Here is a 14,155-nt window from a genome sequence, read left to right as displayed (position 1 = left end):
AGCGATCGTTGCGACTATGATAGTTGCGCTTACTGGCTCACTTAGCACTTATGACCTCTTCGCATCTTGGGCATAGCGCATCTTCTTTGCTAGCGTTAAATTTCCAGCATCTTGGGCATTTGTGAAGGTTGCTTGCTATGATCTTAAATTTATCGCCCTCCAGCTCAAACTCAGCTAGTGGCTCGCTATCATCATAAGCTCTAACTGAGCTTACCATATAAAGATCGGCCACTTCGCGCTCGTCGTAGCTTGTGATGTTGTGGTTTGTGGTCTCTAGGCTTAGCTCTAGAGTTGATTTTATCTTTTTATCCTTCTTAAGAACATCCACGATCTCGTTAAATTTCTCCCTGCTGGCAAAAAGCAGCTCATCCTCAAAACTAAGGTCAAATTTGATTGGCTCATAGACTAGGTCAAACGCGTCTTTTGCCTCGCCTTTGACGATCTTTGGAGCGTAGTCCATAACCTCATCTACGGTGTAAGTAAGCGTTGGAGCGATGAGTGGCAAAAGTGCCTTTGTGATGATCGCCATCGCGCTTTGAGCTGATCTTCTTCTTGGAGCGTCTTTTGCGTCGCAGTAGAGTCTATCTTTGCAAACGTCAAGATATACGCCGCTAAGATCGGCTGATAGGAAATTTAAAAGGATGTTAAAGCCCTTTGAAAAGTCGTAATTTCTAAAGCAAGCACTCGCCTCGTCAAAGACCTTTTTAGCGCGTGCTAATATCCATTTATCAAGGATGTTAAACTCTGTATTTAAGCTCTCAAGGTCATTTACGTTTGCTAGTAAAAAGCGTATAGTGTTGCGGATTTTGCGGTATTGCTCGCTTATTTGTTTTAATATATCTTCGCTGATTTTTAGATCGCTTGAGTAATCACTCATGCCAACCCAAAGGCGTAAAATTTCCACGCCGTGAGTTTTCGCCACGTCTTGTGGAGCGATGACGTTGCCCTTGCTCTTGCTCATCTTTTCGCCCTTAGCATCGACAGTAAAGCCGTGAGTTAGGATGCTCTCATAAGGTGCGTGAGAATTTATAGCTGTGCTTACTAGAAGCGAGCTTTGAAACCAGCCTCTATGCTGATCTGAGCCCTCTAGATACATGCTTGCGGGGTATTTGCCAGCGTCGTAGTTGTCGCTTTGTAAGACCGCATGCCATGTCGAGCCGCTATCAAACCAAACGTCAAGGATGTCCATAACTTTTTCTAAATTTTCAGCCTTGTATTTTGAGCCTTTTGGTAAAAGCTCGTCTATGCTTAGCGCCCACCACGCATCAGCGCCTTTTTCTCTAAAGATAGCCACGATGTGGTCTAAAATTTCACTATCAAATATAACTTCTTTTGTCGCTTTATCTCTGAAAAACGCGATCGGCACACCCCAGTCACGCTGGCGAGAGATACACCAGTCTGGGCGATTTTCTATCATCGAGCCTATTCTTTTTATGCCCACGCTTGGGTAAAATTTAACCTTTTCAAGCTCCTCGCGTGCTGTTTGTCTAAGCGTTTTGCCACCTAGTTTAGCCTCGTCCATAGCTATAAACCACTGCTTTGTAGCTCTATAAATAACAGGCTTATGCGTTCTCCAGCAAAATGGATAAGAGTGTCTAAATTTAGAGACGCTAAGTAATTTTTTGCCAAGTAGCTCTAAAATTTTCTCATTTGCTTTAAAGATATGCATACCGACAAACTCATCTACCACGTCGCTTCTAAATAGTCCGTGGTGCTTCAAGCTCTCATCATAGCAACCACTATCATCAACTGGCATTAAAATTTCACTAAAGCCATATTTCAAACATACGTAGTAGTCATCCTCGCCGTGACCTGGAGCTGTATGAACAAGTCCAGTGCCGCCGTCCATCATAACGTGATCGCCTAGTAAAAATTGAGACTTTCTGCCGTTTAGTGGATTTACCGCGTGAGTGTTTTCAAGCAGGCTTGATTTAAACTCTTTTTTGACCTCGCCCTTGCTTAGTCCGCTTTGCACGACGCTTTCAAGTAGTGGCTTTGCAAAGATCAAATTTTCAGCTGTTAGCACGTAAATTTCATCTGGATTTAGGCTTATAGCTTGATTTGCTGGTAGCGTCCAAGGTGTGGTCGTCCATATGACAGCGCTCGCCTCTTTTACGCTAAGCTTTTCTAGTGCGTCGCTATCAAGCTCAAATGCTACGTAAATAGAATAGTCCTCTTTCTCCTCGTACTCAACCTCGGCTTCAGCTAGCGCCGATCTAGCCGCCCAGCTCCAATAAACTGGCTTGCTTCTCTCTACTAAAAGCCCCTTTTTAGCGATCTCGCAAAGCGCTTTGTAGATGTCAGCCTCAAACTCAAATTTCATCGTCATGTATGGATTTTCAAAGTCGCCGATGATGCCAAGGCTTTTAAATTCATTTCTTTGAATGTCTATAAATTCTCTCGCGTGCTGCCTGCAAAGCTCCCTGATCTCGACCTTGCTAAGCTCTTTTTTCTTATCGCCAAGCTTTACTTCGACTTGCTGCTCGATAGGCAAGCCGTGACAGTCCCAGCCTGGCACGTAGCGGACGTTTTCGCCGTAAAAATAGTGCGTTTTTGTAATGATATCTTTTAAAATTTTATTTAACGCGTGGCCGATGTGTAGGTGACCGTTTGCATACGGAGGGCCGTCGTGGATGTTGAAACTTTTAACCGCATTTTGGCGGTTTTTCTTCATTTTTTCGTAAACCTTGCGCTCTTCGTACCATGATTTTAGTCTTTGTGGTTCATTTTGTGGGAGATTTCCGCGCATCGGAAAATTTGTCTCTGGGAGTAAAAGTGTCTCTTTGTAGTCCATTTTTTACCTTGATTTTAAAATTTGCTAATTTTACACCTGTGCTGGTTAAATCACACTGAAAAATAGTATAATGAGGTAAAAAAAGGAGCTTAAAAATGAGACAAAGTATCTTGATAATAGGCGAAGATCTTGAGATAAATAGAGAATTTCTAAACTACATTTTTCAAAGTTACGAGGATCATTTTGGCGAGCTTGGAGTGGTAAGTTTTGCTCCAAAAAATAGCAAAGAGCTACCTTTTATCATCGAAAATTTATCAAAAGATTACGACTTTGTAAGCATTTTTGGCTCTGACGAAAATTTTGCCATCGCGGCAAAGATCATAGCGACTCTAACTGGGGGCTCACTCGAGCTAAAAGATAGCATGACTCTTGCGCTTAAAGACAGCTTAGACTACTCAAAAAATAGCTTTTTGGTCAAGCTAAATAACGCTCAGATAAATCTCATAAAAGCCAATCCAAATGAAGAACTAGGCGAGTTTTTGATAGAGTATGAACCTGATTTTAGCTACTTTCATCTAATAGACATCGACGCAGATAGCGCGAGGATCCTTATGCTGCCACTTGCTAAAACTTACGAAGTCGATATAACCCTTGCGCAGATCCTACCAAATTTAATACTAGTAAGAGCAAAAAGTAATAAATTTGGCCAGATTGAGAGCTTTTTGCAAGGGGTAAAAACACTATTTTCACAAAAATTTATCCCACAAAAAGATGTGATTGCCTTCGTGGCAAACAAACTTATGCAAAAAGGGCTTAAAATTTCATTTGCCGAGTCTTGCACGGCTGGGCTTGCGGCGGCGAAATTTGCAAGATATGGAGGTATCTCGGCTAGCTTTGATGGCTCGCTAGTGACTTATGCAAATCACATAAAGCATGAGTGGCTGGGCGTTGAGGATGAAATTTTAGATACTTACGGAGCTGTGAGCGAGCCTTGCGTAAAAGCGATGGTAAAAGGCACTCTAAGCACGACAAATGCGGACTTTGCGCTTGCCATTAGCGGTATCGCAGGACCTGGTGGGGGCACAGCTAGCAAGCCAGTTGGCACGGTATATGTCGCAGCTGGCGATAGAAACGGCAATATCGAGGTTGAGAGACTTCTTTTAAAAGGCGAGCGCAACTACGTTAGAGAGCAGAGCGTCCTGAGCGCCTATCTATGCCTACTTCGCCTAAAAAGCGAGATATTTTTTGCTTAAAATATATTTTTATATTTTTATTTCATATTCTTCAATTATATTTTGTAGAGTATCGAGTAATTTTTTAAAATTTTGGAAATTTATATTACTATAATTTTTAAAAACATATTTTGAAAGTTCATTTTTTCCATATTCATTCCCGTTTTTAGGATCCTTTGAAAAGCTTCTGTTATTTATTTTATGTTCTAATACCTCTTTATTTAGAAGATCTTCTATTTCAGCCTCTTGTTTATTGGTATCTACAATCGGTATAGTTGCCAAATAAAGATTACCCAAAAGCTTGTTATATAAATTTTTTTGTATTATTTTTTTAAAATTATCTCGATCTTCTTTTGGAGCATTGTTAATAAATTTCAATAGCGGTTTTTCTTTTCCATCTATTTTCTGTAGTTCATTATCATAAAACAAAATCACTGGCTTGCATGATTTAATTTCTTTTTTTTCAAAAAAATTAAGAAGATTCAATTTACCATCCTTTCCAGAATAGTAATTGTAGATATTCTTTAAACTATCCGCACCATCTTTTGTGATACCAAAAAAATATTCAAGTCGCGAGCTCCTTTCTAAAAAAGATATTTTAAAATTAAATTTATTATTAACTTTTTCAATAAGTTTTGGATAGTCACTATATAAATTTTTAAGAGCTGCTTTAATATAAAGAATATCTGTTTTTCCTTCTGTTAAAATCAATGGCTTATTATTTGCATAAAAATATTTATAAAAAAGAAATTTTTGATATTCCTTTTCTCTAGAATTTAATTTATTATTTTTATTTACTTTTTGAATTTTATTATTATATCTATCTATTTGATCTATAAAGTTAAACCTACCCTCAAGCTGGTTTAAAGTAGCCTCTTTTTCATTAATATGAAAAGATCCATTGCTATATAGTGTGTTTGCCATGGCTCTCGTACTTTTTACATATTCCCTTTTTATACTAATCTTTTTATTTACAATAAGACCAGTTACTTCTTGTCTAGAGTCTTTATATAAAAGTCTCGTTTTTTTATCATTAATATTAAAACCCGCTCTTTTTACTTCATTGTTAAGTTTAGTCATAAAATCATCATAGAATTTTATAAAATTTTTATCATTCGTAGAAAAACTCAAATCATCAGCATATCTTGTATAGTCAAGCTTAAATTTTTTAGCTAGCTTAAGTATCCTCATATCAAAAATATTACAGATCAAATTTGAAATTATAGGAGAACTCGGAGCGCCTTGCGGTAATTTACCATCACAGCAAAATATTTTTGCTAATAAAATAGAAGTTTCTCTAGAGAATTTTAATTCTCTGTTTTTTTCAAAGTAGCCAGCAACTCTTCCAAAATGAAAACTGTCAAAAAAATCTTTAAGATCAATATTTAGAATAAATTTTTTATTTCTATGAATTTTTGCATTCGTAATAATACTTTTTCCTTTCTCAAATGCATGCGAAATATTTGTTTTTATATGTTTATCCTTTTCTGTTTCTCTTATGTGATCTAAAATTTTAAAAACTATAGATTTTTGGATTTTTTTTAATTCTTTTTTAGGAGCATGGATTGTTCTATATCCACCACTTTTTTTTGGAATATCAAATGAAATATATGCTTTGCCTGCTGTTATGTTATATAACAACTTTTTAAGTAACACGGTTTTAATTTTTATTAAGTTTGCAAATTGATCGAACGTAGTTAATTTATCCAACATAATAAGAGCCTAAAATTTTATACTCATTAAGCGCATAGAATGCCATGTATTAATATTGCTGATATAGATAAAACTCTCTATAACATTTTAGTCAATACTTGCGAAACACAAGTACAAAATCTAGCTACGCCTTAAAATACTATTTTACACTGCATTTGTAACTTTAAAATAAATTCTTTTACAAGATAAAACGCTAGCACATAGCCCATATATCAGCACGCAAAGGCTAACACTTAATCCAAATACGCTAAGAGCGGGGCAGTCTGGCTAAAAGATAGCGTAAAAAACGAGATAAAACTCATGATAAATGCGCAAAAAATACCATAAATTCGCTCTTTTTCGCCAAGGCTCTCATTTAGCGCAAATATCATGTAATCAATCCCAACAGCGCTTGCAAGGATGAGCCCAAAGACGCCAAAAATGCTTAAATTTATGCCAAAAATGGCAAAGATAAAGAGTGTGAGAAGCACGCCAAAGATGATGACGCCCATCACAAGTGCCGAGATAAGCGCACTAAAATAAAACCACAGCAGTAAAAACGCGACCACAAGCGCTGCTATTTTTAGTTTTAGAGCTAGCTCTTTTGCCTGAGTTAGGCTCTCATTTAGTGAGCTAGCGAAATTTAGGCTAAAAGCGTTGTAGCGCTCTAGCACCTCATCACTTTGCGCCCCTTTTACAAAGCCGCTCACGTAAGCCACACTTGTATTTTCATCAAGGATAAATTTATTAAAATCCTTCATTGATTTTAGAGCTAAAATTTCTTTTTTAAATCTTCGACTCCAATCTTTGCTTTTGAAATGGCTAAAACTGCGATATTTTCTTTATGAGAAAGACAGATTTTACCTCGCATCTTTGCTTTAAATTTTAAGTAGCGAGATATTTTAAATGAGTTTTGTTTTATTAAATTTGGGTATTTTTTACTCTTCTGCGATCTTTTTTATCTAGCATTTTTGGGCTAAATTTCTCACCGCAAAAGCTGATAAAAAGATGAATCTCACCCTTTTTTATAGGCATTTAATCTCTTTTTATAATTTTCATCAAACTCTAAGGCTTTTTCAAACTCAGCAGCAAATGCTCTAAGGCAATCATTTTTTTGCTGATTTTTATCGCCAAATGATCTAATACGTGGCGCAGGAGTAATCTCATCCTTTCTAAAATCAGCCTCTTTTAGATCAAAGTTTAAATTGCTCATTTTGCTATTTAAGATATGCAAGGCACATTTTCTTGGCCCAAAGATAAAATTTTGCCCGTTTAAGGGCTTTAGGCTTCTTACTAAAACGCCACCATAAAGCGATGGCTCGCTTTTAAAAGATATGTCAAAGCCAAAGTTGTGAAAGTAAATCTCTCCTGCCTCACACTGCCTTTTATAGGTATTTGCGTCGAAACAAGTATAAATTTCAAGCTCGCTAAATTTATACTCTTTGCCAGAAACAATTAAAACTTTACTTTGCATAAGCTCGCATAAAAAGCTCTGAAATTTCTCATCAAAAAACTCTTTAAAACCTGCAGTTCCAACTATCTCTTGCTTTATATTTTTATCTAAAATTTTAAAGTTATTTTGTTTGAGCAGATCAAATTTTTCTTTATCAAAATGACTTTGCTCTAAAAATTTACTAAGCACCGCCACTAGATCAAATTTAGCAAAATGGCTTTTAAGCAGCTCGCCAGCTAGCATCTTTGCTCCTAAGTTTTTATATATTTTAAAGGATTTGAGCTTTACAAGCTAATCTTTGATGAAATTTTACCAACTGCCACTTGCTCCACCTCCGCCAAAACCGCCTCCGCCGCCACTAAAGCCACCACCTCTTGAACTGCTTGAATGTCCGCTGCCACTGCTATTTGAGTCTGATCTATCGCGCCTAAAGTCACTGTGTGTATTTTTGCTTTGAGTATTTTCTTTAAAGACATTTTTTAAAATAATAAAAAATATTACAAACACAACAGCAAAGACAATGAAGTAATTTTGTACGCCAAAAAATTGCTCAAATACCGTAGATGTAAGCCCTGCAAAACACGCACTAAAGCCAATTCGCATAAAAAATTTACCTAAAAAGCCAGAGACAAAACATGAGATCATGCCAGCAAAAAAGGCAACTATTCCAAATGGTATCTCTTCATCATCACTCACACTTTCAAATTCTTCGCCACTAGCCACTTTTATGATGGCTCTTATGCCATCTATCACGCCACCGCCCATATCTCCTTGCTTAAATTTAGGCACTATCACATCATTTATGATCTGGCTTGATATAGCGTCAGTTAGCACACCTTCAAGCCCATAGCCAACTTCTATACGTACTTTTCTCTCGTTTGGAGCGATTATTAAAAGCACTCCATTACTGCTTTGTTTTTGTCCCAGCTCGTAGCCTCTAGCCACCTCAAGAGAGATCTCTTCTATGCTTTTATTTTCTAGTGATTTAAGTGTCACGATAGCAATTTGCGTCGTACTATTTTGCTCGTAATTTTGCACCAAACTTAAAAGCTTAGCTTTCTCATTTTTAGAGAAAATTTGAGCCTCATCATTTATCTGCTCGTTAAAATTTATGGCAAAACAAAAGCAAAATGTAAAAAATAAAAGAGCAAAAATTTTCTTCATCATTTCTCAAATGAAACTTTTGGATTTATCTTCTCTTCGTTACTTATTTCAAAATTTTGTTTTGGCTTTAGCTCAGGATAAAAAGTACTTGCTATAAATTTATTTGGAAAGCTTCTAAGGGCTACGTTATACTCTTTTACAGCTTCGATATAATCATGCATTGCTACGCTTATGCGGTTTTGCGTACCTTCAAGCTGACTCTGAAGAGATAAGAAATTTTGATTTGCTTTTAGCTCCGGATAGTTCTCACTAACTGCCATAAGCCTGCCAAGTGCCAAACCAAATGAGCTTTGTGCTGTCATAAATTCTTTCATCTTAGCTTCATCACTAAGACCACTTGCATCAACGCTTACTTGCATGCTCTTGCTTCTAGCATTTGCCACATCTTCAAAAATTTTTTGCTCATGAGCTGCGTAGCCTTTTACAGTTTCAACCAAATTTGGTACAAGCTCGGCTCTTCTTTTATATTGATTTAATACCTGTGACCACTTTGCATTTACGTTTTCATCAAGTGCAACAAATGAATTTATATACTTAAAAGCACCAAAAGCAAGTGCAGCAATAACTATAATAACGGCTATTAAATTTTTCATATTTTCTCCTTTAAGGAGCAAATATTAGTAAAACAAGACTTAAAAAATAATGTGAGTTTGAGTTTGGAATGAGTGCGAATTTACGCACTCATTTTGGGGATTAAAGATCGGTGTGGATTTTATCGTCTATTTGGATATGGATAGTTTTTCCATTTATTTGATCAATGCTTGAGTAGCCTTTAAATCCAGCAGTATCATATGAATGATCTTCGGTCCATTTATGAACTAGATCAACTTTTGTGATTTTATTGCCATTAGCATCAACATCACCACCTTTTATCTTAAGCACCGTGTCAGGATTATCAGTGATATCAAGGATATTTTGTGCATTAAATTTGATCTTTGTTTCTCCTTTGAGCTCAAGATTTTCAAAGCTTTCTACTTTTGAATTAAGATTAGTAATGCCTCTAAGATCAACTATTTGCTTATCAAACACCAAAGTATCATGACCTTCGCCACCTTTCATATCTTTACTTGCGTCAAATTTAACCGTATAGTTTTCAACGCCTATATGAAGTGGTTTATAAGGCTCATAAGATTTAGACTCTAAGCCATCTGAAGTTTTAAGTGAGGCTTTAACATTTAGATCGTAGGCTGATCTTGCATTGATATCAAGCTCTTGGTCAAATGTACCTTTTGCTATATCTGCAGCCGATAGAGTATATGTTGTAGTCTTGGTTAGTGCATGGTGGTTGTCTGGATCAGTGTATTTAAACTCTACTGTATCTCCATCTCTAGCATCTTCATTAAGATAAACTTTTACCGTAGTAGATCTCTCGCCACTTTCTGAGGTTTTTATATCTTTATTAAACATGATACCTCTTATAGCATCTATTTCAGCATGTGCTGTATCGCTTACTGTTTTGCTCTCACCAAATGTGTCAGTTAGAGTAACCTCGGCTTTTGTTTCTTTATCAACTGCGATAGTAGCATCAAGTTCAAGTGGATTATCCCTACCTAGTGTAATCGGATGCATAGGATCTGCTATATTTTTTAAAGTAGTTTTACCATTAACGTCTTTTCCTATAACTTCGTAATGATTAGTCGCAGTAGATCCATCAGGATTTGTTATCTTAACATCTATCTTATCACCAGCTACAACACTTCCTGGGATAGAAACATAAACCTTTGAAATTTTACTACCTGACTCATCTCTTGAGATAATGCCATTGTCATTTTTGTCAGCAACTATGCTTACACTTAATCCCGCTTCGCTTAAAGGTGCAAGTTTAGCTTTTGCTTCGCTACTAGTTGTAGTCTCAGCACCATTTGTTATAGTAGCTACTGCACTAGTTTCGCGACCTGGGAGCATAGCAACATCAGGAATTTTTATAGTGTTATTTTCTAGTTCATGTGGAGTATGAGTAGTATCACTATCATCTGTTAATGAAATTTTACCATTAGCAGTTTTTGAAACTGTATAAGTTATAGTTCTAGACCCTGTTGTACCATTAGCTTGAGGTTCTTTTATTGTTACTGCTACCTTATCACCATTTGTGACATTATGCGGCACCTGAACGCTTATAATTGTCTTTTTTATATCATTGTCCAAAATAGCTTCATCTCTGTCTATTATATTGTCTCTACTTGCATTATCTTCAACAAATTCAATCTTTAAATTTTTAGTATCTACTGATTCTAATGTAGCTTTAGCTGTCTTTGTTACTCCATTTATAGTAGCTTCAACCACTGCTGGATGATCTTTATCTATATGAACATCAGAAATTTTTAGTTTATTTCCTGGCTCAAGTGCAACAATGCTGCCATCCGCATCTTTTATAGTAACGTTTGTACCATCATTTGAAGCAACGGTATAAGTTTTCTCTGCCCCACCATTTACCTTAACTTTTATAATATCACCGCTATTTACAGTGGTTGGGATTTGAAGTATTGCCGAAGTGGTATTTAAATTTCCATCCTTCATAGCCTCATCTCTACTTAGAACACCATTTCTATCTTTATCTTCATCAATAAATAGCCTAAAGCCTGTTCCAGAACCGCTACCTTGAGCATCAAGTGTGATATCGCTATTTGTCTCAACCTTATCAGCACCAGTATTATCAGTAACCTTGGCATTAATGATAGTCTTATGATCTTCTGTTAAGCCAAGTGTATATTTGACCACTTTATTGCTATCAGCATCATCGGTAATATCAAGCTCTTCACTGCCATTTTTGGCTATCAATTTGCCGTTATTGTCTTTTACTATCTCATATGTCTTGGTCGTTTTATTGTTTGGCGTGTCTTCGTTGTGTGACTCTACTATTAATTTATCACCTAAAACAAAATTTGAAGGAAGCTTGATAGTTGCTATAGTAGTCGCTCCAGTTGCCTCTGAACTACCCAAAATACCATCATTATTGATATCTTTTTCAAAAGTTATCTCCATGTCTTCATGAAGCTTTTCAAGAGTATTATGATTTTGAGCTTCGGCTTTCTTGCCGCCACTTGCATCGGTGGTCTCAGTAGTTACATTGATGGTCTTGCCAGCAATGATCTCTACGCCAGGAATTTCTATCTCATTTTTATCACTTGCAGTTATAGAAGCATGAGTAGAAGTATCTTCTAGCATGATTTTACCGCTTGGGTCTCTACCTGTAACCTTATAAGTTTTAGGTGAAGTGCCATTATCTATTTTTACAGTTACCACATCGCCAGCTATAACGTTATTTGGCACTTTTACTACTACTGTCGTTTTATGTAGGTCGCCATCCGCGTCCTTGCTCTCCGCTCTCGTTAAGGATACGTTACGGTCAGTATCCTCTTTGAAATATACCGCCATATCGTTTATATTTGAGATAGTAACCGTGCTTGTATCTTCTGCATGTTGAATACCATCTTTATCTTTTATCTCAGCTGTTACTTTAGTTTCTAGACCAGTCGCTGTTTTAATGCCAGAAATTTTAAAGCTTCTACCATCTATTTCTGTATCTATTTTATTGCCATCGCTATCTTTTACAAAGAACTTACCATTATTATCTTTTCCAATAGTGTATTTTATTTCTCTAGCAGTAGCTTCATTTGGCTCTTTTATAGTTACAGTTAGTTTATCTCCACTTACTGCATTTTTAGGAAGCTTTATAGTGACTGTTGTGCTATCAAGATCACCATCACTCATAGCTTGCTCTCTGCTCATACTCCTAGTGCCATTAGCCTCTCCAAAGATAACTTCAGGTTTTTTTACATATTCTAAACTAGCCGATACTTCTGACTCATTTATGGATGTATGCCTATTTGGATTTAAATTTGTAACTTTGGCCTTAATAGTCGTATCTTCTCCATGCTTTAGCTGTATACCAGAAACATCAATGGTATATTGATTGTCACCTGATTTTATCGGTGTTAAAACATTAGAAGTTCCGTTTTCTGTTACACTAGTCACAGCACCTTTACTATCCATATGTATAGTAAATTCTCTTGTATAAGTTTTAGATGGATTATTTACAGGATCATCAGGATCAGGTCCAGTAATAGTTAGCGTAAGCTTATCGCCATTATCAATTTTATTTGGCAGAGTAATCCTTGCTGTGGTTTTATTTACTTCATTGTCATCAGTACTTTCTTGTCTTGAAATTTCATGAAGAGTCTTTTCTTCTGGTAATGTCATTTCTAAATTTCTACCAATAGGCATTACACTATCTTGATCTGACTCTTCACTTTTTCGAACATTGTTTTTATCTACCACATGAACACTAGCTGATGTTCTTACATCTGGAAATATCGGAAGAGAGGTATTTACTTTTTGATTATCAATCATCTCTTGTGTAAGAGAAATTTCTTTTGTTGTATCTTGCTTAGTTAGTGGATCGGTATAAGTTATAACGATCTTATCGCCAATAACTACATCTTTTGGTAGAGTTATTTCTACTGTCGTGCTTCTAAAGTCGTTATCTTGCTTATTTTCATTATCATATAGATAGATATTATCGTCTGTATCTTCAGTAAATTTCAAAGTCGGTTTTACATCAAGAGTAGTAGAGTCGCTTGCAGTTGCACTTCTCATCGTGTTTGTGCTATCTGCTACGTAAGCTTCTACTTTTGAAGGCTTACCGTGTTCAACTGGCATATTATCTATCTTATATCCATTGTCTATTATGTTTTGATCTATAGGTACACTTTTAACCTCGGTTGTACCATCAGGCTTTGTTAAAGTCATGTGAAGCACATCTCCAACAATCACATCTTTTACAGTTACAAGTACTGGAGTTTCATTTAATTTACCATCTTTAGCATTTTCAGTATATGTTAATAGACTATTATCAGGGCTGTTATCTTCTGTAAATTTAACCTCTGGAGCACTAAAGCCACTTGAAGTTACGCTATCTTCACTTTTGCCACTAACATTTCCTTGAAAATTTGTAATAGTTGCATCAACTTTTGAAATTTTACCAGTCTGTATTGGAGCATCAAACTGATAACCATTGCTTATGATAGTTGGAGTGATAGGAATTGTTTTATTTTCAGTATTACCATCTGGCTTAGTTATAGTGATATTTAGTATATCTCCGACCCTTACTGTGCCATCATTTGGAATCGTAATAAGAACTTTTGATGTATTTAAATTTGTATCGCGTGCATGCTCAACCCTGCTTAAAGTACCATCGTTATTAAGATCGCTTATAAAAGTTACAAGAGGATTGCTTGGGATTATAGTATCATCTCCACCATTGTATCCGCTTATTGGGCTATCGTATGATGCAAAAGCTCTGTTTGTATCACTTAAATTTCTATATGTTGCATTAATGTTTGAATAGTGGCCACCCTCAGCAAATTTAGCGTCACTTAGGCTAACACCATCTCCACCACCAGCAGCAGTGTTTCCACCAGCAGCAGTCTCTTCAAGTTTTGTTAGATCTCCGCCATTTAAAATAGCATTTTGCAAATCACTAACATCTGCCAAGCCTTCCGCGCCTATAGTACTTTGATTTAAAGCAAGTGTATCATTGCCTACGATCGTAATCTCTTTTCCATTATTTGAAACAATTGTTATTTTATCAGCGGCATCACTTGTCTTGATACTCTCTCCCATATAAAGGATGTCACCTACTTTTAGCTCTCTCTCATTTCCGTTTTGATCGATAGCGACCGCCTTGCCACTAATAAATTTTACTACTCCAGCTTCTTTAGCCAAGATTACTCCTTATTATTTTTTGTATTATTTAAATTTTTGCCTGATTATATAATATTTTTATAGGATATAACTTTATATGAGAAATTTTATCTTTTAAGAAAAAAATATATTAATTAAATATATAAATTCTAAATATCAATAGTTTGTAAAAAGCGA

Annotated in this window: 8 protein-coding genes; 1 reads left to right on the top strand and 7 read right to left on the bottom strand. The window is 36.0% G+C overall.

Annotated features, from left to right (window positions below; genetic code table 11):
* Positions 1 to 37 precede the first annotated feature (37 nt).
* Positions 38 to 2,794, bottom strand: a complete 2,757-nt coding sequence (gene ileS / locus F3G75_RS08145) for an isoleucine--tRNA ligase (protein WP_149717189.1) — start codon at positions 2,792 to 2,794, stop codon at positions 38 to 40.
* A 95-nt stretch (positions 2,795 to 2,889) separates the two neighbouring features.
* Between ileS and F3G75_RS08140 the strand changes: the two genes are divergently transcribed.
* On the top strand, positions 2,890 to 3,987 hold the full coding sequence (locus tag F3G75_RS08140; RefSeq protein WP_087576641.1) for a CinA family protein: 1,098 nt from the start codon (positions 2,890 to 2,892) through the stop codon (positions 3,985 to 3,987).
* A gap of 9 nt (positions 3,988 to 3,996) precedes the next feature.
* Here F3G75_RS08140 and F3G75_RS08135 read toward each other — a convergent pair whose 3' ends face one another.
* From F3G75_RS08135 to F3G75_RS08110, 6 genes are all read right to left on the bottom strand, one after another.
* Entirely contained in the window at positions 3,997 to 5,679 is a 1,683-nt protein-coding gene (locus tag F3G75_RS08135) for a retron Ec67 family RNA-directed DNA polymerase/endonuclease (RefSeq protein WP_087576640.1), read from the bottom strand.
* A gap of 233 nt (positions 5,680 to 5,912) precedes the next feature.
* Positions 5,913 to 6,419 (bottom strand): hypothetical protein, encoded by a 507-nt coding sequence (locus F3G75_RS08130; protein ID WP_188115407.1) that lies wholly within the window; start codon positions 6,417 to 6,419, stop codon positions 5,913 to 5,915.
* Between the two features lie 254 nt (positions 6,420 to 6,673).
* The gene (locus tag F3G75_RS08125; RefSeq protein WP_149717188.1) at positions 6,674 to 7,354 is read right to left on the bottom strand and encodes an ABC transporter substrate-binding protein; all 681 of its coding nucleotides are present in this window, start codon (positions 7,352 to 7,354) and stop codon (positions 6,674 to 6,676) included.
* Positions 7,355 to 7,420: 66 nt separating this feature from the next.
* Positions 7,421 to 8,275, bottom strand: coding sequence for a TPM domain-containing protein (locus F3G75_RS08120; RefSeq protein WP_188115406.1), 855 nt, complete (start codon positions 8,273 to 8,275; stop codon positions 7,421 to 7,423).
* Positions 8,275 to 8,868, bottom strand: coding sequence for a LemA family protein (locus F3G75_RS08115; RefSeq protein WP_149717186.1), 594 nt, complete (start codon positions 8,866 to 8,868; stop codon positions 8,275 to 8,277). Before F3G75_RS08115 ends, F3G75_RS08120 begins: the two co-directional genes overlap by 1 nt.
* A 100-nt stretch (positions 8,869 to 8,968) precedes the next feature.
* Complete coding sequence (locus F3G75_RS08110; protein ID WP_149717185.1) at positions 8,969 to 13,999, bottom strand: retention module-containing protein; 5,031 nt, start codon at positions 13,997 to 13,999, stop codon at positions 8,969 to 8,971.
* Positions 14,000 to 14,155: the final 156 nt, after the last annotated feature.

The organism is Campylobacter concisus (genome assembly GCF_902460705.1).
Classification (GTDB): Bacteria; Campylobacterota; Campylobacteria; order Campylobacterales; family Campylobacteraceae; genus Campylobacter_A; species Campylobacter_A concisus_Z.
Note: the sequence above shows the minus strand (reverse complement) of the source record. Positions and strands in the feature narration are given on the sequence as shown.

What these genes read in the sequence shown, in the direction of transcription:
- F3G75_RS08125 (WP_149717188.1), bottom strand. Translation starts at nt 7,354, where the DNA reads ATGCTAGCTGGCGAGCTGCTTAAAAGCCATTTTGCTAAATTTGATCTA.
- F3G75_RS08135 (WP_087576640.1), bottom strand. Translation starts at nt 5,679, where the DNA reads ATGTTGGATAAATTAACTACGTTCGATCAATTTGCAAACTTAATAAAA.
- F3G75_RS08140 (WP_087576641.1), top strand. Translation starts at nt 2,890, where the DNA reads ATGAGACAAAGTATCTTGATAATAGGCGAAGATCTTGAGATAAATAGA.
- F3G75_RS08130 (WP_188115407.1), bottom strand. Translation starts at nt 6,419, where the DNA reads ATGAAGGATTTTAATAAATTTATCCTTGATGAAAATACAAGTGTGGCT.
- F3G75_RS08120 (WP_188115406.1), bottom strand. Translation starts at nt 8,275, where the DNA reads ATGAAGAAAATTTTTGCTCTTTTATTTTTTACATTTTGCTTTTGTTTT.
- ileS (WP_149717189.1), bottom strand. Translation starts at nt 2,794, where the DNA reads ATGGACTACAAAGAGACACTTTTACTCCCAGAGACAAATTTTCCGATG.
- F3G75_RS08115 (WP_149717186.1), bottom strand. Translation starts at nt 8,868, where the DNA reads ATGAAAAATTTAATAGCCGTTATTATAGTTATTGCTGCACTTGCTTTT.